This is a genomic window from Cupriavidus sp. IK-TO18 (assembly GCF_015549295.1).
Classification (GTDB): domain Bacteria; phylum Pseudomonadota; class Gammaproteobacteria; order Burkholderiales; family Burkholderiaceae; genus Cupriavidus; species Cupriavidus oxalaticus_A.
The window spans coordinates 149,837-171,526 of sequence record NZ_JADGMP010000008.1 but is presented as its reverse complement, the minus strand read 5'-3'; the positions used below and the strand labels follow the sequence as shown (position 1 = coordinate 171,526).

At 67.2% G+C, this 21,690-nt stretch carries 23 protein-coding genes; 4 read left to right on the top strand and 19 right to left on the bottom strand.

Translation table 11 applies throughout. From position 1 onward, the window contains the following. From IPF36_RS08610 to IPF36_RS08600, 3 genes are all read right to left on the bottom strand, one after another. Nucleotides 1–800, bottom strand: an 800-nt coding sequence (locus IPF36_RS08610) for an acyl-CoA dehydrogenase family protein (protein WP_195427769.1), incomplete at its 3' end; no start/stop codon positions are given. Nucleotides 801–837: 37 nt separating this feature from the next. Beyond that, a complete protein-coding gene (locus IPF36_RS08605) occupies nt 838–1,332 on the bottom strand; it encodes a PaaI family thioesterase (protein WP_133095013.1) in 495 nt (164 codons plus the stop codon). Between the two features lie 92 nt (nt 1,333–1,424). Further along, nucleotides 1,425–1,889, bottom strand: coding sequence for a MerR family DNA-binding transcriptional regulator (locus IPF36_RS08600; protein ID WP_195427768.1), 465 nt, complete (start codon nt 1,887–1,889; stop codon nt 1,425–1,427). A gap of 207 nt (nt 1,890–2,096) precedes the next feature. On the opposite strand from IPF36_RS08600, the gene IPF36_RS08595 reads away from it, so the two are divergent. Beyond that, nucleotides 2,097–3,173, top strand: a complete 1,077-nt coding sequence (locus tag IPF36_RS08595) for an MBL fold metallo-hydrolase (RefSeq protein WP_133095011.1) — start codon at nt 2,097–2,099, stop codon at nt 3,171–3,173. Nucleotides 3,174–3,182: 9 nt separating this feature from the next. On the opposite strand, the gene IPF36_RS08590 is transcribed toward IPF36_RS08595, so the two are convergent. From IPF36_RS08590 to argS, 5 genes are all read right to left on the bottom strand, one after another. After that, nucleotides 3,183–4,016 carry a helical backbone metal receptor gene (locus IPF36_RS08590; RefSeq protein WP_135704155.1) on the bottom strand — a complete coding sequence of 278 codons (834 nt, stop codon included), beginning with the start codon at nt 4,014–4,016 and terminating at the stop codon, nt 3,183–3,185. A 2-nt stretch (nt 4,017–4,018) separates the two neighbouring features. Continuing rightward, nucleotides 4,019–4,822, bottom strand: a complete 804-nt coding sequence (locus tag IPF36_RS08585; RefSeq protein WP_133095009.1) for an SDR family oxidoreductase — start codon at nt 4,820–4,822, stop codon at nt 4,019–4,021. Nucleotides 4,823–4,915: 93 nt separating this feature from the next. Beyond that, on the bottom strand, nt 4,916–5,551 hold the full coding sequence (locus tag IPF36_RS08580) for a thiol:disulfide interchange protein DsbA/DsbL (RefSeq protein WP_133095008.1): 636 nt from the start codon (nt 5,549–5,551) through the stop codon (nt 4,916–4,918). 184 nt (nt 5,552–5,735) lie between these two features. Beyond that, nucleotides 5,736–6,494, bottom strand: a complete 759-nt coding sequence (locus IPF36_RS08575) for an SPOR domain-containing protein (protein WP_135704153.1) — start codon at nt 6,492–6,494, stop codon at nt 5,736–5,738. Nucleotides 6,495–6,605: 111 nt separating this feature from the next. After that, complete coding sequence (argS, locus tag IPF36_RS08570) at nt 6,606–8,402, bottom strand: arginine--tRNA ligase (protein WP_133095006.1); 1,797 nt, start codon at nt 8,400–8,402, stop codon at nt 6,606–6,608. Nucleotides 8,403–8,680: 278 nt separating this feature from the next. Between argS and IPF36_RS08565 the strand changes: the two genes are divergently transcribed. After that, the gene (locus IPF36_RS08565; RefSeq protein ID WP_063239886.1) at nt 8,681–9,004 is read left to right on the top strand and encodes a DUF1840 domain-containing protein; all 324 of its coding nucleotides are present in this window, start codon (nt 8,681–8,683) and stop codon (nt 9,002–9,004) included. 160 nt (nt 9,005–9,164) lie between these two features. Here IPF36_RS08565 and IPF36_RS08560 read toward each other — a convergent pair whose 3' ends face one another. After that, nucleotides 9,165–9,590, bottom strand: a complete 426-nt coding sequence (locus IPF36_RS08560) for a DUF883 family protein (RefSeq protein WP_133095005.1) — start codon at nt 9,588–9,590, stop codon at nt 9,165–9,167. 49 nt (nt 9,591–9,639) lie between these two features. Further along, nucleotides 9,640–9,804, bottom strand: coding sequence for a DUF1328 domain-containing protein (locus tag IPF36_RS08555; RefSeq protein WP_029047756.1), 165 nt, complete (start codon nt 9,802–9,804; stop codon nt 9,640–9,642). A 285-nt stretch (nt 9,805–10,089) separates the two neighbouring features. Between IPF36_RS08555 and IPF36_RS08550 the strand changes: the two genes are divergently transcribed. Continuing rightward, nucleotides 10,090–11,493, top strand: coding sequence for a CHASE3 domain-containing protein (locus IPF36_RS08550; protein WP_133095004.1), 1,404 nt, complete (start codon nt 10,090–10,092; stop codon nt 11,491–11,493). A 30-nt stretch (nt 11,494–11,523) separates the two neighbouring features. Here IPF36_RS08550 and IPF36_RS08545 read toward each other — a convergent pair whose 3' ends face one another. From IPF36_RS08545 to IPF36_RS08525, 5 genes are all read right to left on the bottom strand, one after another. Further along, nucleotides 11,524–11,931, bottom strand: a complete 408-nt coding sequence (locus IPF36_RS08545) for a response regulator (RefSeq protein WP_135704146.1) — start codon at nt 11,929–11,931, stop codon at nt 11,524–11,526. A gap of 66 nt (nt 11,932–11,997) precedes the next feature. Then, nucleotides 11,998–12,630: a response regulator transcription factor gene (locus tag IPF36_RS08540; protein ID WP_133095002.1), complete on the bottom strand. Its 633-nt coding sequence runs from the start codon at nt 12,628–12,630 to the stop codon at nt 11,998–12,000. A gap of 303 nt (nt 12,631–12,933) precedes the next feature. Next, a complete protein-coding gene (locus IPF36_RS08535) occupies nt 12,934–13,371 on the bottom strand; it encodes a hypothetical protein (RefSeq protein ID WP_135704144.1) in 438 nt (145 codons plus the stop codon). Nucleotides 13,372–13,636: 265 nt separating this feature from the next. Then, nucleotides 13,637–16,384 (bottom strand): methionine synthase, encoded by a 2,748-nt coding sequence (metH, locus tag IPF36_RS08530; protein WP_135704141.1) that lies wholly within the window; start codon nt 16,382–16,384, stop codon nt 13,637–13,639. Between the two features lie 16 nt (nt 16,385–16,400). Continuing rightward, a complete protein-coding gene (locus IPF36_RS08525; protein ID WP_133094999.1) occupies nt 16,401–17,462 on the bottom strand; it encodes a homocysteine S-methyltransferase family protein in 1,062 nt (353 codons plus the stop codon). A 208-nt stretch (nt 17,463–17,670) separates the two neighbouring features. Between IPF36_RS08525 and IPF36_RS08520 the strand changes: the two genes are divergently transcribed. Continuing rightward, on the top strand, nt 17,671–18,063 hold the full coding sequence (locus tag IPF36_RS08520; protein WP_133094998.1) for a rhodanese-like domain-containing protein: 393 nt from the start codon (nt 17,671–17,673) through the stop codon (nt 18,061–18,063). Between the two features lie 81 nt (nt 18,064–18,144). Here the strand turns inward: IPF36_RS08520 and IPF36_RS08515 are convergent, their stop codons facing one another. The 4 genes from IPF36_RS08515 to IPF36_RS08500 form a co-directional block, all read right to left on the bottom strand. Next, the gene (locus tag IPF36_RS08515; RefSeq protein WP_133094997.1) at nt 18,145–18,402 is read right to left on the bottom strand and encodes a DUF3567 domain-containing protein; all 258 of its coding nucleotides are present in this window, start codon (nt 18,400–18,402) and stop codon (nt 18,145–18,147) included. Nucleotides 18,403–18,636: 234 nt separating this feature from the next. Further along, nucleotides 18,637–19,479, bottom strand: coding sequence for an alpha/beta fold hydrolase (locus IPF36_RS08510; protein ID WP_135704138.1), 843 nt, complete (start codon nt 19,477–19,479; stop codon nt 18,637–18,639). Between the two features lie 128 nt (nt 19,480–19,607). After that, a complete protein-coding gene (locus IPF36_RS08505; protein WP_368671128.1) occupies nt 19,608–20,603 on the bottom strand; it encodes a DUF3108 domain-containing protein in 996 nt (331 codons plus the stop codon). Between the two features lie 58 nt (nt 20,604–20,661). Beyond that, nucleotides 20,662–21,495: an IclR family transcriptional regulator gene (locus IPF36_RS08500; RefSeq protein ID WP_195427779.1), complete on the bottom strand. Its 834-nt coding sequence runs from the start codon at nt 21,493–21,495 to the stop codon at nt 20,662–20,664. Nucleotides 21,496–21,690: the final 195 nt, after the last annotated feature.

Below are 21,690 nucleotides of genomic sequence, written 5' to 3'. Positions count from 1 at the left end.
ACCACGTCCATGCACGCCTGCATGATGCCGACCGGGCCGCCCGACAGCACGGCGCGCTCATAGTCCAGCCCGCTCATCAGCACCCTGGCGCCGCTGTTCTCGGCGCCGAGGATGTTCTCGGCCGGCACTTCCACGTCCTCGAACACCAGCTCGCCGGTGTGCGAGCCGCGCATGCCCAGCTTGTCCAGCTTCTGCGCCACCGAGAAGCCCTTCATGCCCTTCTCGACGATAAAGGCGGTCATGCCGCGCGCGCCCAGCTCGGGCTCGGTCTTGGCGTAAACCACCAGCACGTCGCAATCGGGGCCATTGGTGATCCACATCTTGGTGCCGTTGAGCACGTAGCGGTCGCCCTTGAACTCCGCGCGCAGCTTCATGCTGACCACGTCCGAGCCGGCGTTGGGTTCGCTCATCGCCAGCGCACCGATCCACTCGCCCGACACCAGCTTCGGCAGGTATTTGGCTTTCTGCGCGGCCGTGCCGTTGCGGTGAATCTGGTTCACGCACAGGTTGGAATGCGCGCCGTACGACAGGCCCACCGACGCCGAGGCGCGGCTGATCTCTTCCATCGCGATCATGTGCGCCAGGTAGCCCATATTGGCGCCGCCGTATTCCTCGGCCACGGTGATGCCGAGCACGCCGAGGTCGCCCATCTTCTTCCAGGCGTCCATCGGGAACTGGTCGGTGCGGTCGATCTCCCCCGCGCGCGGGGCCAGTTCGGCCTGGGCCCAGTCGCGCACGGAATTGCGCAGCATCTCGATGTCTTCGCCCAGATCGAATTTCAGGCCTGGCAGTTCGGTCATGTCGGTCTCCTGTTTGGATTCGCTTTGTATTCTTGCTTCAGACGTGGTCCAGGGTCTTGACCACGCACAGCGTCATCAGCATGGTGGCCACCTGCTTGCGGCGGCCCTGCTGCGCCGCCTGTTCGACGTAGACCTCGCCCTGCGCCACGATCAGTGTGCGCCCGGGCTTCAGCACCCGCCCCACCGCGACCAGGCGTTCGCCTTGCGCGGGGGACAGCAGGTTGATCTTGTATTCGGCGGTCAGGCCCGCCTCGCCCTCGCCCACCATCGACAGCGCGGCATAGCCGCAGGCGCTGTCGGCCAGCGCGCCAACTACGCCGCCGTGGAAGAAACCGTGCTGCTGGGTCACTCCATCGGACCACGGCATCGCGATCTCGACTTCACCGCGCTCCACCCGCTGCAGCGTAGCGCCAAAGCTGGTCATCAGCCCCTGGCGCGAGAAACTGGTGGCGATGGCATCGGCGCGCGCGGCGGACAGCGCATCAGGTTCGGCACTTTCGGCAGCAAGGGCACTGGTGTTGGCAGGCGTCATGGCTGGGTTCCGGTGTGGAGCGTTGGAGTATTCTATTTACGTTTACGTAAACGTCAATCCAAATCGGCACGGAAGCCGTGCCAGGTGATGCATCAGGCCGATCGCTTCCGGGCCGGGGCATCGCCGCCCTCCGTGGCCGCGGGCTTGCCGGCGGTCTGGGCGGCCAGCAAGTCCCGGCAATGGCGCTCGTGCTGGTCGATCTCGGCGAGTTGCGCCTGCAGGTCTTCCATCTGCCGTTCCAGCGCGCCGCGGTGGGCGGCAAGCGCGTGCAGGAAGCGTTCGAGCTGCGGTGCAGTGTCGCGCGGCGACTCGTAGAGGTCCAGGATCTCGCGGATCTCGTTGAGAGTGAGCCCTAACCGCTTGCCGCGCAACGTCAGCTTCAGCCGGGTCCGCTCGCGGCTGTTGTAGACCCGCTTGCGGCCGCCCGGGCCTTCGCGCTCCGGCGACAGCAGGCCCTGGTCTTCGTAGAAGCGGATGGCGCGGGGCGTGACATCGAACTCGCGGGCGAGGTCGGTGATGGTGTAGGTTGCGGAGGCTGGAGGTTGCGTGACTGCCATGGGTGCGCCCAGTAAAGTGAACGGTCGTTCGTTGCGAAGTCAAGTTTTCGCTTAAGATGGAGACGAACCGCCAGAGTTGACGTTTACGTTAGCGTCAACCCCGGCGACTGGCAACTGGCGCGAACCGGAACGTTACGCCAGCGCGCCCCGCAACGAGAAAGCCTGCCTGCCCCCGCCCGGCACAAGGCTTCGAACAAGAGACTCCTCATGAACGCACTCGAACACCAGCTCCAATACCCGTTCGGCGACACCATGCCCGATCCCGGCACCAAGCAGGAAGTCGCCCCCGGCGTCTACTGGCTGCGCATGCCGCTGCCGTTCGCGCTCGACCATATCAACCTGTGGCTGCTGCGCGACCGCCTGGACGGGCGCGACGGCTGGACCATCATCGACTGCGGCATTACCAACGACACCATCAAGGCGCATTGGGAAACCATCTTCGCCAACGAGCTGGAAGGGCTGCCGGTGGTGCGCGTGCTGGTGACCCACAGCCACCCCGATCACGTCGGCCTGGCGCACTGGCTGTGCAAGCGCTTCGGCGTGCGACTGTGGATGAGCCTGGGCGACTACATGAGCGCGCGCGTGATGGGCACCGGCACCGGTGCCGGCTCCAGCGCGGGCGGCGACGCGGCCGCCGCGCACTTCGCGCGGCATGGCCTGACCGATCCCGACAGCCAGGAAAAGCTGCGCGCGCGCAAGACCTACTACCCGTCGCTGGTGCCCGACCTGCCGGCGCAATACCGCCGCCTGATGGAAGGCGACACGGTGCGGATCGGCACAGACGCGGCCACCTCGGGCTGGCGCGTGATCACCGGCTTCGGCCATTCGCCCGAGCACGTGGCGCTGTACAACGAAGCGACCAACGTGCTGGTGTCCGGCGACATGGTGCTGCCGCGCATCTCGACCAACGTCAGCGTGTTCGACATGGAGCCGGAAGGCAATTCGCTGCAGCTCTACCTGGACTCGCTTACCCGCTACGAGCCGCTGCCGCAGGACGTGCTGATCCTGCCGTCGCACGGCCGCCCGTTCCGCAACCTGCATACCCGCATCATGCAGCTGCGCGAGCACCATGCCGACCGCCTCGCCGAAACGCTGGAAGCCTGCCGCGAGAAGCCGTGCTGCGCACACGATATCGTCAGCGTGATCTTCAAGCGCCAGTTCGACATCCACCAGATGACCTTCGCCATGGGCGAATCGCTGGCGCACCTGCATTGCCTGTGGCACCGCGGCGAGCTGGTGCGGCAACTGGATGACGACGGCGTGTACCGCTTCCGCGCCGCCTGATCGCGCAAGTCAGTTGGCGGCCGCCAGGGCCGCCAGGTAGCGCACGCCGTCCACCGCGCGGCTGCCGTACCACGACAGCATCTCGCCGTCGACCAGCAGCACCGGCTTGCCGAGCTGGCGCTCGAGCGCGTCGGCGTGGTCTTCGGCGAAGCGATAGGGTTCGGTCGACAGCAGCACCAGGTCGAGCTCGCGCACCAGCGCATCGCTCCAGCGGAAGGTGGGATAGCGTTCGCCGGGCGCGTTGGGGCGGCTGCAATCGCCGCCCGCGCACGCCTGCACGGCGCCTGCGCCGCCTGGCCAGGTCTGCCAGTTGGCCAGCGCCAGCATGCGGCTGATATAGGTGTCGCGCGACACCGTCATCCAGGGGTCCTGCCAGATCGCGTAGAGCACGCGGCGCGCCGGCCAGGCACGCGCGCGGATGGCATCCAGCTCGGCCTGCAAGGCCGCGCACAGCGATTCGGCCTCGGTATGACGGCCAAAAATGCCGCCCAGCAGCCGGTACAGCGGCAAATTATCTTCCGGCGCGCACGGATGCGTGACGATCACGTTGGGCACGAAGGCGCGGATCTCGTCGACGGTCTCGCGCCGGTTCTCGTCGATATTGACCACCACATGCGTGGGCGCCAGCTCGCGCAGCCGCGCCACCCTGACGTCCTTGGTGCCGCCGACCTTGGGCACCGCGCGCACGGCCGGTTCCGGGTGGATGCAGAAGCCGGTGCGCGCCACCATCTGCGATTCCAGCCCGAGCGCGAACAGCAGTTCTGTCACCGATGGCACCAGCGAGGCAATGCGCACCTCGCCGCTTGCGGCGGCGTGCTGCTCTCCAATGGCATCGGTCCACATCGTCAGGGCTCCTTGCTTTCCCCGCGCCGCGGCTTGCGCGGCGCACCGGTCGCCACCATGTCGTACAGCCAGCGCGGCATCACGTGCATCAGCCCCGCCACCACGCCCATCTGCCACGGGATCACGCGGAAGCGCCGGCCGGCGGCGATCACGCGCGCGGCCTTGCGCGCGAACACGTCGGCATCGGTCAGGAACGGCATCCGGTACGGGTTCTTCGCGGTCATCGGCGTGCGGATATAGCCCGGCGCGATCGTGACCACGCGGATGCCAAGCGGGCGCTGCTCCAGCCGCAGGCTCTCCAGCAGCTTGATCACAGCCGACTTCGACGCGCTGTATGCACCGGCGCCCGGCAGCCCGCGCACGCCGGCGACGCTGGCGATGCCGACCAGCGTGCCGCGCCGGCCGCCGGGCCCGGGCTCGCGCTGCTGCATCGCGTGCAGGAAAGGCTGGAACGTGGTCAGCACGCCGAACCAGTTGGTGTCCATCACCTGCCGGAAGGCGTCGAGGTCCTCGCGTTCGCTGGCGACGGTGCCGACCGAGACGCCGGCATTGGCGATCACCACGTCGGGGCAGCCGAAATGGCCGAGAAAGTCTTCCGCCGCGCGCGCCATCGCATCGGCATCGCGCACATCGGCGCCGTAGACGCGCACCGCGCCCGGGTTAGGCAGCGTCGCCACGAATTCGCGCAGCGCGTCTTCGCGCCGGGCCACCAGGCCGAGGATGGCGCCCTGCGACGCGTATTCGCGCGCCAGCGCCTGGCCGAGTCCGCTGGAGGCGCCGGTGAGGAAGACTTTGAGGGGACGCATGGATGGAAGAAGGCTGTCCGAAATGAAAAACGGCTGGTACAGGATACCAGCCGTTCGGCAAACCACCGGCCTGTTCAAGGCCGCCAGTCGGATTTACATCTTCTTCGCCTTCACCTGCTCCACCAGGTAATCCATGGCCTGGATCGCGCCCTGCTTGTTGCCGGTGATCGACGGCGAGGTCACGTACTTGCCCTGCACCACCACGGTCGGCACGCCGTCGATCTTGTAGGCGTCGGCGATCTTGTTGGCGCGCTGGGCGTTGGTGGTCACCGTGAACGAGTTATACGCGTCCAGGAAAGCCTTGCGGTCGACGCCGTTCTTGGCCATGAAGTCGGCGATCTCGTTGCTGTCGAGCAGGCGCTTGCGCTCGACGTGGATGGCGTTGAAGACCTTCATGTTCATGGCGTCGAGCTTGCCGATGGCTTCGAGCGCATAGAAGATCTTGGTGTGCGGCAGCAGGTCGTCGCGGAAGGCGACCGGCACGCGCTTGAACACGACATTGCCGCCCTGCTTCTTGACCCAGGCTTCCAGGTCGGGCTCGAAGTCGAAGCAGTGCGGGCAGCCGTACCAGAAGAACTCGGTGACCTCGATCTTGCCCGGCGTGACCGGTTGCGGCGCCTTCAGGACCTGGTATTCCTTGCCCTCGGTGGGCGCAGCCTGGGACGGCGCGGACATCAGCAGGCCGCCCACGGCGGCGAACATGGCGAACAGTGCGGCGAGTTTCTTCATCTTGGTGCGGCCTTGCGGTTGGGTCGATGAGCGTATGACCGCGGCGGCGGCGTCCGGTTCAGCCCGGGCGCCGCCGCCGCAGTGACAAGGATGTTGCGTTGGTTACGGCGTATTTATGACGCTTTCGTGGCCGGGTGTGCCCCGCCCAGGCGCATAACGCCCGAGCCGGGGTTCCCGCTGACCATTACTGCTTGGTGAAGCGGATCACGGACGCCTCGAAGCCCTGCGACTGCAGCCGCTCGCGCGTCTTGTTCATGTCTTCGATGCGATTGTATGGGCCCATGCGCACGCGGTACATCTTTACGCCGTTGACGTCGCGCTCGGTGATGCGGGCCTCGAAGCCCTGCATCGCCAGGTTGGCTTTCTGGCGGTCGGCGTCGTCGGCCGAGCGGAACGCGCCCACCTGCAGCAGGTAGCCGACCTTGTTGGCGTCGGCCTGGGCGATCTCGGCGATCGGGTCGGACACCGGCTTTTCCGCCGGCTTGGTGGCGACAGGCTTGTCGGCGGGTTTTTCGGCCGGCTTCTCGACGGGCTTCTCCGCCGGGCGGGTGACCGCCACCGGCGGCTCGCCGTTCTGGCGGCCGTTCTGGTGACCGTTCTGCTGGCTTGGCTGGCTCGGCTGGGTGCCCGGCCTGGGTTCTGGCTCGGGCGCCTGGCCCACCGGCTTGGCCGGCGTCTTGCTCCACAGCGGCTTGTTCGGGTCGCTCGGCCCCTGGTCGGCGGGCTGCGCCGGCGGCGGCAGCTGGCTGGCGACGTTGCCCGGCTCGCTCGGCCGCGGCGCGCTCTTCTGCTGGAACGGCGTCGGCGACTTGGTGATGTAGAGGGCGACCACCACGGCGATGGCCAGCCCGACGATCAGCCCGAGCACAAGGCCCAGGAACGTCCCGCCGCGCTGCTGGCTGCGGCGGGCCTTGCGCGCATCGCGCTTGCGTTGCTGTTGCATGAAGTCCTCTTAGGTGATGCCGGGATTATAGGGCCACCTCCGGGCAGCCCTGTGGGTCCCACCGGGCGCCCCGCTGGGCGCCCACCGGGCGTCCGGCTGAACGCCCGTCGATTACATGCGGCGCGGCGCCGAGACGCCGATCACCGCCAGGCCGTTGCGCAGCACCTGGCGTGTCGCGGCCAGCAGCGCCAGCCGGGCGCGCTTGACCGCCTCGTCGTCGACCAGCACGCGGTCGGCATTGTAGAAGGCGTGGAAATCGCCGGCCAGGTCGCGCAGGTAGAAGGCAACCGCATGCGGCGCCAGTTCGGAGGCAGCGTCCGACAGCATGTCGGGGAACTCGGCCAGGCGGCGGGCCAGCGCCTGCGCCTGGGCGCCGGCCTCGGGGCCGGTCACGGCCGACAGGTCGGCGCCGGCCAGCTCGGCCAGGCGGCTCTCCCAGTCGGCGCCGCCCCACGACTCGAAGATCGAGCAGATGCGGGCGTGGGCGTACTGCACGTAGTACACCGGGTTCTCGTCGTTCTGCTTGAGCGCCAGGTCGACGTCGAACACGAACTCGGTATCGGCCTTGCGCGACAGCAGGAAGAAGCGCACCGCGTCGCGGCCGCGCGTGAAGTGCGCCGGCCAGTCGGCCACGCCCTGCTCCAGGCAGCCGCGGATGGTCTCGCAGGTGTCATCCTGGCCGTTGGACCATTCGATCAGGTCGCGCACCGTGACGTACGAGCCGGCGCGCTTGGAGATCTTGACCTCCTCGCCGTTCTTCATCACGGTGACCATCTTGTGCAGCACGTAGTCGGGGTAGCCCTTGGGAATCCCCATGTCCAGGCCCTGCAGGCCGGCGCGCACGCGCGCGATGGTGCCGTGGTGGTCGCTGCCCTGCACGTTGATGACCTTGGTGAAGCCGCGCTCCCACTTGGTGGTGTGGTAGGCCACGTCAGGCACGAAGTACGTGTAGGTGCCGTCGGTCTTCTTCATGACGCGGTCCTTGTCGTCGCCGTCGTCGGTGGTGCGCAGCCACAGCGCGCCTTCGCTCTCGTAGGTCTTGCCCTTGGCGACCAGCGACTGCACCGAGGCCTCGACGCGGCCATCGCTGTACAGCGACGACTCCAGGTAGTAGCGGTCGAACTTGACGCCGAAGGCCTGCAGGTCGATGTCCTGCTCGTTGCGCAGGTAGGTCACGGCGAACTTGCGGATCGAATCGATATCCTCGACGTTGCCCGACGCGGTCACCGGCTCGCCGTCGGAGGCGCTGACGGTCTTGCCGGCGAGGAAATCGGCGGCGATGTCGGCGATGTAGTCGCCGTTGTAGGCCGACTCGGGCCAGCTGGCGTCGCCCGGCTTCAGGCCGCGCGCGCGCGCCTGCACCGACAGCGCCAGGGTCTGGATCTGTACGCCGGCATCGTTGTAGTAGAACTCGCGGTGCACATGGAAGCCCTGCCACGACAGCAGGTTGGCGAGCGCGTCGCCCAGCGCCGCCTGGCGCCCGTGGCCCACGTGCAGCGGGCCGGTCGGGTTGGCCGAGACGAACTCGACCAGTACCTGGCCCTGCACGCCGCGCTCGCGCGCTCCGTAGTGGTCGCCCTCGGCCAGCACCGCGCGCAGCACGTCGGCCTTGGCGGCTGCGGTCAGGCGCAGGTTGATGAAGCCGGGACCGGCGATCTCCATGGCCTCGACCAGGCCCTGCGCGCGCGCATCGGCCTGCACTGCGGCGACGATGCGCTGCGCCAGCTCGCGCGGATTGCTCTTGAGCGCGCGCGCCACCTGCATGGCGATGTTGCAGGCAAGGTCGCCATGGGCGGCCGCCTTGGGCCGCTCGAAAGTGACGGCGGGCAGGGTGGCATCGGCCGGGGCGAGCACGCGCACGGCATCGGTGAACGCGGCGGCGAGATTGGAGGTCTGAACAGGCAGCATGGATGTCGGAAGCCCTGTGGGCAAGTATTCAGGCGCCGCGTAAATGCGGCACCAACTGCGGCACCAACGTGCGGCACCAACGCCCGAAGCGGCATGTGACGGCAAAGGTACGCCGCACCGCTCAACAGGCATTGAAACAGGCATTGGAATCGGGAACGCGGAATTTTATCAGGTGCTATGCTGACATCATGCGCGAAGATGGCCCCGGGCCACAATCCATGCGGCTTCCCGCCCCCGGGAACGCCGTCCCCTGCATGTCCGGAAAAGGAAACCACACCATGCTGATCACCTTCAAATCCCACGCTGCGCAAGACCTGATCATGATGAAGGATCTGGCCATCACGCTGCTGGGCATCATCGGCAAGCATCTCGGGGAACGGGGGGTGATCACCGTCGAAGAACTGCCGCGCGCGATCCAGAAGCTGGAAGCGGCAGTGACCGACGCGCGCCGCGACCATCCCGCCGGCACGGCCGTGGAAGGCAAGTCGGGAGTCGATGAAGACGAGGAAGAGCCGCTGCACCTGGGGCAGCGCGCCTATCCCTTCCTGGACATGCTGCGCGCCTCGCAGCGGGAAGGGACCAACGTCCTGTGGGGGGTGTAGCCCGAAGGCAAGGCAGCCCCGGGCGCGCCGCCGCACGCGCGGCGCGCACAAAAAAAGACGCCCGGCACCGAGTTGGGTTGCCGGGCTTCCGGACGAGGGCGCCGGAAAGGGGGGAATGCTTTTCAGGGGCCCCGCCGCGCGGGGCCCGGTGCCGCCAGTCCTACTCCTCTTCGTGGTGGCGGCCGTTGGCCAGCAGAACACCGAGCAGCGCACCGATGGCAGCGGCAATCGCCACCGCCTTGAGCGGCGAATCGACGACCCGCTGGCGCGAGTGTTCGACCGCACCGTCCATCCGTTCGCGGGCGCGCATCATGCCGTCGGTGGTCTGGTCGCGCAGCCGGTGCGCCATCTCGCTGGCACGGTCGCGCAGCCGCTGGCCGGCACGCAGGCTCTCGGCCGAGCCTTCCCGCGCCAGCACTTCGATGGTGTGCTCCAGCTGGGCGATCAGCGCCTTGACCTCGCCGGAAACCGGCGCAGCGGCCTCGCGCGAATCGCGCGCTGCGTGCTTGAGATGGCGGATGGCGCTGTCGGCACTGTCGGACAAGTGGTTCAGTTCCTTCCGGACTTTGGGGTTCTGGGTCAGCATAGGGTCTCCTCAGGTTGCGATCGGCACAGGAGCCGGCGCGTGGCCGGCGCTATCGCCTGCGGACCAGTCCCATCACCGCGGCCACCAGTGCCACGACCAGGAAGATGAAGAACAGGATCTTGGCGATTTCCACGGCGCCGGCAGCGATACCGCCGAAGCCGAAGATCGCCGCGATCAGGGCGATGACGAAAAATACGAGTGCATAGTGCAGCATGGCTAGGCTCCCGAAGATGGCTGACCGGGCCGGCACTGGCCCGGAGCCCAAGTGAAGACTTGCGCCACAAGGTGCAAGCTCATAGCCTCATCGTAGGAAGCCAGCCGCCGCGCCAATACCGACAGCGAGCCGATTCCGCTGTCAGCCGAGTCCTACAGCATGGCAGTAGGGGTGCGGCACGCCCGACGCATCAAGGTTGACCCATGCGGATCGATGTGATCCCATGAGCGCTCCCTGGCGCCGCACGGGCAAGCAGCGCACCCCAACCACAGGAAAGATGCCCCCATGTTCAAGCAGTCATTTCTTCCTCACACGCTGTTGCTCGCGGGCGGCATCGTGCTGACGCTGGCGGTGCTGGTGGCGTCGGAAACCGGCAATATCCGCCTGCGCGAAAGCTACACCGACGTAATCCGCTCGCAGCGCGTGCAGACCGAGCTGGCCGCGCTCAACGGCGAGCTGGTCAACGCCGAGGCTGGCCAGCGCGGCTTCCTGCTGACCGGCAAGGAAAGCTACCTCGAGCCCTACTACAAGGGGCTGCCGCGCATCGCCGAGCTGATGGCGCAGATCCGCGCGGACTATGCCAACGACCCGGAGGGGCTGAAGATGTTCGGCGACACCTCCAAGCTGATCAACAGCAAGCTCAACGAGATGGCGCTGACGCTGGTCTATGGCAAGCGCGACCTGGAAGTGGCGCTGGACCTGGTCCGCACCGACTACGGCAAGCAGACCATGGACAACGCGCGCCGCGGGCTCGACCAGCTGCAGGCGCGCGAGGCGGGCTCGGTCTCGCACCGGCTGGAAGGCGCCGAGAACGATGTGCAGCTGTCGCGCTACGGCATCGGCCTGCTGACCGCGATCAACATCATCCTGCTGCTCGCGGTCGGCGTGGGCCACGCCAAGCGCCTGTCCATGGCCGAGGCGGTGCGCGCGCAGCTGGAAGAGGAAAGCGCCAAGCTCGACCGCAAGGTGCGCGCGCGCACGCGCCAGCTGTCTGCGCTGGCGGCTCACCTTCAGCGCGTTACCGAAGACGAGAAAACCCGGCTGGCGCGCGAGCTGCACGACGAGCTGGGTGCGATCCTGACCGCCATCAAGCTCGACCTGCACTGGGTGCGCCGCCAGATCCAGCAGGCGCATCCGCAAGGCGCCGAGCGCCTGACGCGGGTGATGCTGCACGTCGACCAGGGCATCCAGATCAAGCGCCGCCTGATCGAGGACCTGCGCCCCACCGTGCTGCTCAACCTCGGCCTGCGCGCCGCGGTGTGCCAGCTGGTGGAGGAAGTCGGCGCGCGCAACAGCTGGGAAACCGAAGTCAGCGTGCCCGAGGACCTGCCGGCGCTGCGCGACGAAGCGGCGATCGCGCTGTACCGGATCGTGCAGGAATCGCTGACCAATGCCAGCAAGTACTCGGAAGCCAGGCGCGTCGAGGTCTGCCTGGCGTGCCGCGGCGAGCTGCTGACGCTGACCGTGCGCGACGACGGCAAAGGCCTGCCGCCCGACTTCGACGCCGGCAGCATCGCCGGCCACCACGGCCTGCTCGGCATGGAGCAGCGCGTCACCGCGCTGGGCGGCAGCATGAAGATCGACTCGTCGGCGCACGCGGGCGTGCGCATCCACATCGAGGTGCCGCTGACGGCATCCGTGCTGGCGCCGGCGGAAGAGCCGGAAGGCGAAGAGCCTGCACGCGCCTGATGGGTGCTGCCTGAAGGATAGCCAGGAGGATCAGGACGCCGCCGCCGCGTGCTCCTCGATCACGCGGAACACCTGCTCCAGCTCGAGCGACTTGTCGAAGAAATAATCGGCACCCGCCTCGGCGCACTGTCTGCGGTACATCTGCACCTCGGCGTGGTTGGTATAGACGATGCGCACGGTGTCCGTGCCTTTGCGCTGCATCGCGCGCAGCACATTGATGCCGTTGCCCTGGCGCAGCTGCAGGTCGACGATGGCGACGTCGTACTTGCCGGCATCGAGCAGGCGCACGGCCATGGCCTCGGTGTCGGCCCAGTCCACGTTCTCGATGAACGGGAAATCCTTCAGGTATTCGAGCAGCATGCCTCGCAGGACCGCCGAGTCTTCGATCAGCAGTATGCTCAGCGCCCGGTAGGAAGTGTTCGAAGCCTGCTCCGACATGTTCTGGTTTGCGGGCCCGGTCCGGTGCGATCCGCCGCAGGCCGCGATGCGGCCCGCGGCCTGCCGCTACTCGACCAGGCCGTTCTTGATGGCGTAGTAAGTCAGGTCAGCGTTGGTCTTCATGCCCATTTTCTCCAGGATGCGGGAACGATAGGTACTGACGGTCTTGACGCTGAGAAACAATTCGTCGGCGATCACCGACACCGACTGCCCGCGCGAGAGCTTGCAGAAGATCTGGAACTCGCGCTCGGACAGCATCTGGTGCACCGGCTGCTCGGTCGGCTTGTCGAGCCCGCCGATCAGCAGGTCGGCCACCGTGGCGCTGACATAGCGGCGTCCCTGCGCCACCGTGCGGATGGCCTTGACCAGATCGTCGGGGGCGCTTTCCTTGGTCAGGTAGCCTGAAGCACCGGCACGGATCAGGTTGATGGCGTACTGGTCTTCCGGGTAGGTCGACAGGATCAGCACTGGCAGTTCAGGCTTGCGTTGCCGGATCAGCTTGAGCACATCGATGCCGTTGCGGTCTGGCATCGAGATATCCAGCACCAGCACATCGTATTCGGCGTCACGCAGCCGAGCCATGACTTCGTCGCCGCTGCCGGCTTCGCCAGTCACCTGGATGTCGGGCTCGTCGGAAATGAACTGTCGCAGCCCGGCACGCACAATCTCGTGATCGTCAGCGATCAGGACGCGGATCATGAGGGGCTCCACGGGGTTGAACGGACCGGCACATTGCCCGGTGCAGTCGGGTGCAGGCGGAACCGCTTGCGTTGCTGTCATTGTAGTGCCGGCCGGGCGCTGGGGCTGTCGGTGTCAGGCTGACATGATGCACGGCCACAACGCGTAGAGCGCACATGGAGGGGCCCGCGGGTCAACGGCAGGAGGCATGGCGTACAAAAGCAAAGCGGGACGGCCTGGAGTCCGTCCCGCTTTGCTGCGGCGCGTCAGGCCCTGAGAATCAGGGCATCAGAGCCTGCGCGCCTGTGCCGGCTGGCGGCGAGCTTACTGCACCTTCGCGCCGGCCTCGGCGCCCACGCTGGCGTCTGCCTTAGACTTCTTGGCCGACTTGGTGGTGTTCTTGCCGTGCTTGGCCTTGCTGCCGGCTTCGGCCTTGGCATCGGCCGACGTGCTGGCGCCCTTCTCGACCGCCGCACCGGCGGTGGACAGGCCCTTGTCAGCCGCGGAGCCCGCTGCCGACACGCCCTTGTCGGTTGCCGCACCCGCGGTCGACAGGCCCTTCTCGGCGGCGCTGGTGACGCCGGTGGCGGCGCTGCCCGCGGTATTCAACGCACCCTGCGTGGCGGCCGAGGGCGAGGGCGCGGTCACCGATGCGCCGACGTCGGCCTTCGCGCCGGCGCCCACACCAGTACCTTGTGCCATGGCCAGCGAGGAAGCGGCGGCGATCGACAGGGCGGACAGGGAGAGCAGCAGTTTCTTCATGGACAGACTCCTTTCAGGATGCCCCGCGGCGAAACATTCGTCGCGGTGTTCACGCGCTGGTGTTTGCGTGAATCGAGCCCTCAGTCTAGGGATCGCACCTGCACCGGTCTGTGAGGGATTGAAAGGCTCTGTAAGGAGTTGTGAGGCGTCGGATACGCCGCTGCAACCAGGCCGGGAAGCCGTTGCACGGGGAAATTCCCTGTGACATCAACGGGCTGGCGGCAGGATCGCGCGGCCGTGGCCGGCGCCCTGCCGTCGCACCCCGTTACAGGTTGGGCGCGAGCGCGCGCTCCAGCGTGGCGCGTTCTTCATGGCGGCGCGCCACCATGTCGTCGAGCTGGTCCTGGCCGATCTTGCCGATGGTGAAGTAGGTCGACTCGGGATGCGCCAGGTAGAAGCCGCTCACCGAAGCGGCCGGCGTCATTGCCAGAGACTCGGTGATGCCCATGCCGATCTCGGCCGCGTCGAGGAACTCGAACATCGGGCCCTTGACGGTGTGCTCCGGGCAGGCCGGATAGCCGGGCGCGGGACGGATGCCGCGGTAGGACTCGGCGATCAGCTGCTCGTTGCTCAGCTGCTCGGCCGCGTCGTAGCCCCACAGGTCCTTGCGCACGCGCTCGTGCAGGCATTCGGCGAAGGCTTCGGCCAGGCGGTCGGCCAGCGCCTTCAGCATGATCGCGCTGTAGTCGTCGTGGTCGGCCTCGAACTGGGCTTCCTTCTTGTCGACGCCGAGGCCCGCGGTGACGGCAAACATGCCCACGTAGTCGGCGATGCCGCTGTCCTTCGGGGCGACAAAGTCCGCCAGGCAGCGGTTGGGGCGGCGCACGCCATCGACCACCGGGCGCTCGCTCTGCTGGCGCACGTTGTGCCAGGTCAGCGCGACCTTGCTGCGGGTCTCGTCGGTGTAGATCTCGATATCGTCGTCGTTGACGGTGTTGGCCGGCAGCAGCGCGATCACGCCGTTGGCCGTCAGCCAGCGGCCCTGGATCAGGCGCGACAGCATGGCCTTGCCGTCCGAGAACACCTTGCGCGCCGACTCGCCGACGATCTCGTCGTTGAGGATATCGGGGAATTTGCCGGCGAGGTCCCAGGTCTGGAAGAACGGGCCCCAGTCGATGTAGTTGGCCAGTTCCGCCAGGTCGTAGTTGCGGAACACGCGGCGGCCGACGAACTTGGGCCTGGGCGGCACGTAGCCGCTCCAGTCGATCGGCGTCTTGTTGGCGCGCGCCTGCGCCAGCGTCACCATCGGCGTGGCCTTCTTGCTGGCGTGCTGGGTGCGGATGCGGTCGTAGTCGGCCTTCAGTTCGTCCAGGTACTTCGCCGCCCCTTCATCGGACAGCAGGCTCGACGCCACGCTGACCGAACGCGAGGCGTCAGGCACGTACACCACCGGCCCTTCGTAGTTGGGCGCGATCTTGACCGCGGTATGCACGCGCGAGGTGGTGGCGCCGCCGATCAGCAGCGGGATCTTCTTCACGCGGAAGTAGTCGTCGCGCTGCATCTCCGATGCGACGTAGGCCATTTCTTCCAGCGACGGCGTGATCAGCCCCGACAGGCCGACGATGTCCGCGCCCTCGACCTTGGCCTTGGCCAAGATCTCGTTGCACGGGACCATCACGCCCATGTTGACGACCTCGAAGTTATTGCACTGGAGCACCACCGACACGATGTTCTTGCCGATGTCATGCACGTCGCCCTTCACAGTGGCGATCACGATCTTGCCGCGCGCGCGCACATCGCCGCCGGCCTCGGCCAGCAGGCGCTTTTCTTCCTCGATGAAGGGCAGCAGGTGCGCCACCGCCTGCTTCATCACGCGCGCGCTCTTGACCACCTGCGGCAGGAACATCTTGCCGGCGCCGAACAGGTCGCCGACGATGTTCATGCCGTCCATCAGCGGGCCCTCGATCACCTCGATCGGGCGGCCGCCGCGCGCGGCGACCTGCTGCCGGACTTCCTCGGTGTCTTCGACGATGAAGGTGGTGATGCCATGCACCAGCGCATGCGCCAGGCGCTCGCCCACGGGCACCGGCTGCTCGGGCGTGCCGCGCCAGGCCAGGTTTTCTTCCTTCTTCGCGCCGCCGCCCTTGTAGCGGTCGGCGATTTCCAGCAGGCGATCGGTGGAATCCTCGCGGCGATTGAGCACCACATCTTCCACGCGCTCGCGCAGCTCGGGATCGAGCTGGTCATACACGCCGAGCTGGCCGGCGTTGACGATGCCCATGTCCATGCCCGCGCCGATCGCGTGGTACAGGAACACGGTGTGGATCGCCTCGCGCACCACGTCGTTGCCGCGGAACGAGAACGACACGTTGGACACGCCGCCGCTGACCTTGGCGTACGGCAGGTTCTGCTTGATCCAGCGCGTGGCTTCGATGAAGTCCACGGCGTAGTTGTTGTGTTCCTCGATGCCGGTCGCGACCGCGAAGATATTCGGGTCGAAGATGATGTCTTCCGGCGGGAAGCCGACTTCATTGACCAGGATGTCGTAGCTGCGCTTGCAGATCTCGGTCTTGCGCTCGAAGGTATCGGCCTGGCCCTTCTCGTCGAAGGCCATCACCACGCTGGCCGCGCCGTAGCGGCGAATCAGTTCGGCGTGGTGGCGGAACTGTTCCTCGCCTTCCTTCAGCGAGATCGAGTTCACCACCGGCTTGCCCTGCACGCACTGCAGGCCGGCCTCGATCACGTCCCACTTGGACGAGTCGATCATGATCGGCACACGCGCAATGTCCGGCTCTGAGGCGATCAGGTTCAGGAAGCGAACCATCGCGGCCTTCGAGTCCAGCATGGCCTCGTCCATGTTGATGTCGATGATCTGCGCGCCGTTCTCGACCTGCTGGCGGGCCACCGCCAGCGCCTCGTCGAACTGGCCGTTCAGGATCATGCGCGCGAAGGCCTTGGAGCCGGTCACGTTGGTGCGCTCGCCGACGTTGACGAACAGCGTGTCGTCGTCGATGGTGAAGGGCTCGAGGCCGGACAGGCGCATCGGGCGCGGGGGCAGTTTGTTCTCGCTCATGTTCTCGGGCTCCGGCTCAGGCGGCGTCGCGGTACTGGCCGGGCCAGGTGCGGGGTTTCTTGTCGGCCACGCGCTGGGCAATGGCGGCGATGTGCTCGGGGGTGGTGCCGCAGCAGCCGCCCACCAGGTTCACCAGCCCGGAAGCGGCGAATTCCTCGACCAGCGAAGACGTGACTTCCGGCGTTTCGTCGAAGCCCGTATCGCTCATCGGGTTCGGCAAACCCGCGTTCGGGTAGCACGACACCGCGGCGTCGCACACCTTGGCCAGCTCGGCGATATACGGGCGCATCAGCGTGGCGCCCAGCGCGCAGTTCAGCCCGAAGGTGACCGGCCTGGCGTGGCGCAGGCTGTTCCAGAATGCTTCCACGGTCTGGCCCGACAGGATCCGGCCCGAGGCATCGGTCACGGTGCCGGAGATCATCACCGGCACGCGTTCGCCGGTGTCCTCGAACAGCTGGTCGATGGCGAACAGCGCGGCCTTGGCATTGAGCGTATCGAAGATGGTCTCGACCAGGAACACGTCGGCGCCGCCTTCAAGCAGCGCCTTGCCCTGCTCGTAGTAGGACTGGCGCAGTTCCTCGAAGGTGACGTTGCGCGCGCCGGGGTCGTTCACGTCGGGCGAGATGCTGGCGGTCTTGGGCGTCGGGCCGAAGGCGCCGGCGACGAAGCGCGGCTTGTCGGGCGTACTGTACTTGTCGCAAGCGGCGCGCGCCAGGCGCGCGGCCTCGACGTTCATCTCGTACGCCAGATCCGCCATCTTGTAGTCTTCCTGCGCCACGCGCGTGGCGCCGAAGGTATTGGTCTCGATCAGGTCGGCGCCGGCGGCCAGGTACTGCTCGTGGATCTCGCTGATGACCTGCGGGCGCGTCAGCAGCAGCAGTTCGTTATTGCCCTTCACGTCCACCTTGTGTTCGGCGAAGCGCTCGCCGCGGTAGTCGGCCTCGGTCAGCTTGTAGCGCTGGATCATGGTGCCCATGGCGCCATCCAGGATCAGGATGCGTTCTTGCAGCAGCCGGGGCAGCTCGGCAGCCCGGGTGTAGGGGCGCGGTGCGGCCGCGCGGGATTCAGGGGCACTCATGGCGGGGAACTCTGGAAAGGCGGCCGGCGCGATCGTGGATCGGCGGCGGGCGCTGCTGGGGCCGATGCTGGCCAAGAGCAGCGATTTTATCAGGTGTATCAAGGCCTTGCGGTTGCCTGTCGGGCCGATGGCGGCCTACACTGAGAGGCGCAACCGTCACCATTCCGGCCATTCCGCGTCCTTTGCGCGCCCCTTGTCCCCGCCGACCATGCAACACCTGTCCCCCGCCGACGCCAGCGACCTGCTGGCGCAATCGCCCGACACGCTCTTCATCGACTGCCGCAGCGAGATGGAATACCTGTTCGTCGGCCATCCCAAGGGTGCGCACAACGTCCCCTGGAACGACGGCCCCGACTGGGAGGTCAACCCGCATTTCGTGCAGATGGTGAAGAAGCTGGCCGGGCATGTGTCGGCGCGGCCGGTGCTGCTGATCTGCCGCAGCGGCAACCGTTCGGCGGCGGCGGCGCGGGCGCTGGAGGGCGCGGGCTTTGCCAACGTCTACAACGTGCTGCACGGTTTCGAGGGGGATCTCGACGGGCAGCGCCACCGCAATACGCTCAACGGCTGGCGCCACGACGGCCTGCCGTGGGAGCAGTACTGAACCGCCGCCCAATAAAAACGCCCGCCGGGGCGGGCGCGATGGCATTGCCGCCGGCCGTGGCCGGCGGCAATGGAAAGCCGCTCAATGCATGACCAGCGGATGCGTCATCACGTTGTCGAACTTGGCGAGGAAGTCATCGACCTCTTCCACTGATGGCTCGCTTTCGATCAGGCGCTTGACGTCGGCGCGGAAGCTTTCAGCCAGGTGCCCGCCGAGGAAAATCTCGCGCTTCAGGTTCTTGTCGACGATTTCATAGCCGCCAAATTCGAGCGGCGCTTGCTCGACATCCGCACCGAACTCGACGATGCAGTAATTGTCGCTGTTGTAGATCATTTGCATGGCACACCTCCTGGGCGTCATGGTTGGGCGGCTTGCCCTTGTGATTCTTGCCTCGTCGATGTTGCCGTGAGGGGGCGCCGCGGCTTTACCTCCAAACTTGGGGTGACCCGCGCGAAATCAAGGCTTGGCAGGATTTAGCCGGTCACTGCGTTGCCACGTCATTGCTGCCTACATAGATTGGGCATCGCCCTTTGCAACAAGTTTCTTGAGCCTGGCGCATCAGTGTGTTGTCTGTCACGGAACGTCGCACTGGCCGCCGCACGCCGCATTGCCGAGGAACGCGTCCAGTGCCGCGTGGAAGCGTTCGGGCTGCTCCACATGCACCAGGTGCGCCGCCTGCGGCATCACTTCCAGCCGGGCGCCTCGGATGGCGGCCGCAATGCTCTGCGCCATTGCCACGGTCGCGCCCTGATCGTTCTCTCCTGCTACTACCAGCGTAGGACAATGGATACGGGAAAGCGCGCCGGCGAGATCGAAAGCCATGATCGCCTCGGCCACGCCCACATAGCCGCGCACCGGCGTGGCCACCAGCATGGCGTGGATGCGCGCCACCGCATCGGGATGGGCGGCGCGGAAGGCCGGCGTCAGCCAGCGCTCCAGAGTGGCATGGGCCAGGCCGGCCATGCCGTGCGCCTCGGCCTGGCCGATGCGGTTGTGCCACATCGGGTGCGCTTCCATCGGGGTCTGGCTGTTGGTGGCCACCAGCGCCAGCGACAGCAGCCGCTCCGGATGGCGCAACCCCAGCGTCTGCCCGATCATGCCGCCGACCGAAATGCCGCAGAAGTGGGCCTGGGGGATTTCCAGCGCGTCCATCACCGCGATCACATCGTCCGCCAGCCGGGTCATGGTGTAAGGGCCCAGCGGCGCCTCGCTGCCGCCATGCCCGCGCAGGTCGGGGCGCACCACGCGGTAGCGCGATGCCAGGTGGGCGGCGGTCTGGTCCCACAGCGCATGGCTGGCGGCCAGCGCATGGGCCAGGATCACCCACGGTCCGTCGGTGCCGTCGATGCGCACGTAAAGCTCGGCGCCGTCGGCATGGACGCGGTGCGTTTCGGCGGGTGGCGTGGCAACTGTCATGGCGGGGCTCCTGTCAGTAAGAATGCGCCAAACGCGGCGGCGTTGACCCGGGCGAGACGCTTTTTAACGATTGTTGACATTCGCCCGCTGGTTACCGGTGGTGATCGACCCCGGCGAACGGCCCGTGGCTATTGCCCGCCGTTGCCGCGGTACACCAGTTCGATCTGGGTGCCGTCGGGCTCGGTCTGCCGCAGCCGCACCGGCATCCAGCCCAGCGATTGCGCAAGCCACAACTCGACCCGGCGACGGTCATTGGCGCGGCGCGGCAGCCGCACGAAGTGCTTCGCACGTACCATGCCATTGCCCGTATCGAAATCCTCTTCTCCAACATACTGCACTTGCATCGGTTCCACATCGCGCGTATCGGCAACCTGGAACGTTTCCGTCACACCAGGGGTGACATAGCGTTGCGGATTGCCACGCACCAGGCCGACCAGCTGCAGGAACACGCTGAAGCGATCCTGGGCCCCGGGCGGGAATGGCGACTGCGCGCCGTTGCGCAGCGTGGCGATGCCGGCGGCGGTGTCAAAGCGCGATGACTCGGCCTTGTTGCGCCGGTGCTCTTCGTAGCGTTCCGGCAACAGTCCCTGCTCGGACAGCGCACCGTTGCTCTGGAACGCGAAGCGGAACCACAGCACGCGCGTTTCCACCGCGAGCCGGTAGCGGCGGCCGTCGTGCTCCCAGCGGATCAGGCCATCGGGGTTCTGCACGCCGTTGACAAAGCTGGCGTAGTGGTACGTGGCGGGCGGCGGCGCGCTGTAGACGACGCCGTCGACGCCGCCCTGCGGACCGCCGGAAGGCGCCGGCGCGGGCGCGGCAGGTGCTGTTGGCGCCGCTCCGGTGCCGCCTGGACCGGTTGCCATCTCGGCCGGGCCTTGCGGGCTGGTCGCCAAAGGCGGGGCCGGCGCTTCAGGCTCGGGCTGGGGCGCCGCGGCCGGCGCCGCGGCTTTCGGACGCGGCTGTGGCGCGGGGCGCGGCCTGGGCGGGGCCGGTGGCCTGGGCGGCGGCAGCAGGACCGCCTCCAGCGTGGGTGTGTTGCTGGTGTCGAACGGGATCAGCGGCCCCGGCATGCGGAGGAATCCCACCACCGCCAGCACGTGCACCAGTACGACCAGCGCAACCACGATCACCCAGCGCCGGCGGCGCCAGACGGGGGTATCCGCGCCCGGGCGGGCGCGAGGACTAGGGCTGGCCGGTTTCTCCGGCCGGGGGGACGGCACCAAGGTAGCCGAGTTCCGATGAGAGCTGTTGGGCGATATCGCGTACGCGACGATCCATCGTACCGCCCCATTCTGCATCGAACAGGCTCTGCGCGCCCAGTACGATTAACCCCATGGCGAGGTGGCCGTTGGCATCGAACACCGGCATAGAGAATGCATTGATGCCCGGCAGCACGCCGCCGAGCGTGCGCGCGGCGCCGTGCGCGCGGACTTCGGCGCAGATCGCGTCGTATTCGGACAGCGACGCCGGCATGTCCGGCACCGCGCCGTTGCCGCGCGCGCCCAGCTCGCGCTCGATCAGCGGCAGGGTCTGCTTGCGCGGCAGGTAGGCGCCGTAGAGACGGCCGGTGGCGGAATTGAGCATTGGCATCACGTCGCCCAGGCGCAGGCTCACGGTGACGGGGTGGCTGGATTCCTCCCAGTGCACGATAGTCGGGCCGTGGTTGCCCCATACGGCGATGCCGGCGGTCAGGTCCATCTCGTCGCGCAGCTGCGACAGGATCGGCCGCGCCTTCTTGACCGGATCGAGCCGGTTGAGGCCGGCCAGCCCCAGCTGCAGCGCGAACGGGCCCAGGTCGTAGCGGCCGCTGACGGGGTCCTGCGCCACCGTGCCCAGCCGCATGAAGCTGACCAGGTAGCGGTGCGCCTTGGCCGGGTTCATGCCGGCGGCGGCGGCGAGGTCGCGCAGCATCATCGCGCGCGGCGACGCCGCGAGGGCCTGGAGCAGCTTGAAGCCCACTTCGATGGACTGGATGCCGGAGCGCAGCTTGGCGTCGTCTTCTTCGTTTTCAGCAATGCGTGACATGGCCGGCGGCAGGGGGGCAGAGGGAATTGGGGCCAGGAAATCGGCGCCCGGAGACCCGGGCAAGTTCGTAGGTAAATTTACTATAGCGAAATCGATTTACCAATTTTTAAGCCATCGGTAGACTTCCTTCGCAACAGACCCGGCGGCGCGCGTGTCGATGCCCGCCAAGCCGGGCCCCTTTTTAAC

What these genes read in the sequence shown, in the direction of transcription:
- IPF36_RS08565 (WP_063239886.1), top strand. Translation starts at nt 8,681, where the DNA reads ATGCTGATCACCTTCAAATCCCACGCTGCGCAAGACCTGATCATGATG.
- IPF36_RS08580 (WP_133095008.1), bottom strand. Translation starts at nt 5,551, where the DNA reads ATGAAGAAACTCGCCGCACTGTTCGCCATGTTCGCCGCCGTGGGCGGC.
- IPF36_RS08540 (WP_133095002.1), bottom strand. Translation starts at nt 12,630, where the DNA reads ATGATCCGCGTCCTGATCGCTGACGATCACGAGATTGTGCGTGCCGGG.
- argS (WP_133095006.1), bottom strand. Translation starts at nt 8,402, where the DNA reads ATGCTGCCTGTTCAGACCTCCAATCTCGCCGCCGCGTTCACCGATGCC.
- IPF36_RS08585 (WP_133095009.1), bottom strand. Translation starts at nt 4,822, where the DNA reads ATGCGTCCCCTCAAAGTCTTCCTCACCGGCGCCTCCAGCGGACTCGGC.
- IPF36_RS08560 (WP_133095005.1), bottom strand. Translation starts at nt 9,590, where the DNA reads ATGCTGACCCAGAACCCCAAAGTCCGGAAGGAACTGAACCACTTGTCC.
- metH (WP_135704141.1), bottom strand. Translation starts at nt 16,384, where the DNA reads ATGAGCGAGAACAAACTGCCCCCGCGCCCGATGCGCCTGTCCGGCCTC.
- IPF36_RS08595 (WP_133095011.1), top strand. Translation starts at nt 2,097, where the DNA reads ATGAACGCACTCGAACACCAGCTCCAATACCCGTTCGGCGACACCATG.
- IPF36_RS08525 (WP_133094999.1), bottom strand. Translation starts at nt 17,462, where the DNA reads ATGAGTGCCCCTGAATCCCGCGCGGCCGCACCGCGCCCCTACACCCGG.
- IPF36_RS08535 (WP_135704144.1), bottom strand. Translation starts at nt 13,371, where the DNA reads ATGAAGAAACTGCTGCTCTCCCTGTCCGCCCTGTCGATCGCCGCCGCT.
- IPF36_RS08555 (WP_029047756.1), bottom strand. Translation starts at nt 9,804, where the DNA reads ATGCTGCACTATGCACTCGTATTTTTCGTCATCGCCCTGATCGCGGCG.
- IPF36_RS08515 (WP_133094997.1), bottom strand. Translation starts at nt 18,402, where the DNA reads ATGCAAATGATCTACAACAGCGACAATTACTGCATCGTCGAGTTCGGT.
- IPF36_RS08575 (WP_135704153.1), bottom strand. Translation starts at nt 6,494, where the DNA reads ATGCAACAGCAACGCAAGCGCGATGCGCGCAAGGCCCGCCGCAGCCAG.
- IPF36_RS08600 (WP_195427768.1), bottom strand. Translation starts at nt 1,889, where the DNA reads ATGGCAGTCACGCAACCTCCAGCCTCCGCAACCTACACCATCACCGAC.
- IPF36_RS08605 (WP_133095013.1), bottom strand. Translation starts at nt 1,332, where the DNA reads ATGACGCCTGCCAACACCAGTGCCCTTGCTGCCGAAAGTGCCGAACCT.
- IPF36_RS08550 (WP_133095004.1), top strand. Translation starts at nt 10,090, where the DNA reads ATGTTCAAGCAGTCATTTCTTCCTCACACGCTGTTGCTCGCGGGCGGC.
- IPF36_RS08510 (WP_135704138.1), bottom strand. Translation starts at nt 19,479, where the DNA reads ATGACAGTTGCCACGCCACCCGCCGAAACGCACCGCGTCCATGCCGAC.
- IPF36_RS08520 (WP_133094998.1), top strand. Translation starts at nt 17,671, where the DNA reads ATGCAACACCTGTCCCCCGCCGACGCCAGCGACCTGCTGGCGCAATCG.
- IPF36_RS08590 (WP_135704155.1), bottom strand. Translation starts at nt 4,016, where the DNA reads ATGTGGACCGATGCCATTGGAGAGCAGCACGCCGCCGCAAGCGGCGAG.
- IPF36_RS08545 (WP_135704146.1), bottom strand. Translation starts at nt 11,931, where the DNA reads ATGTCGGAGCAGGCTTCGAACACTTCCTACCGGGCGCTGAGCATACTG.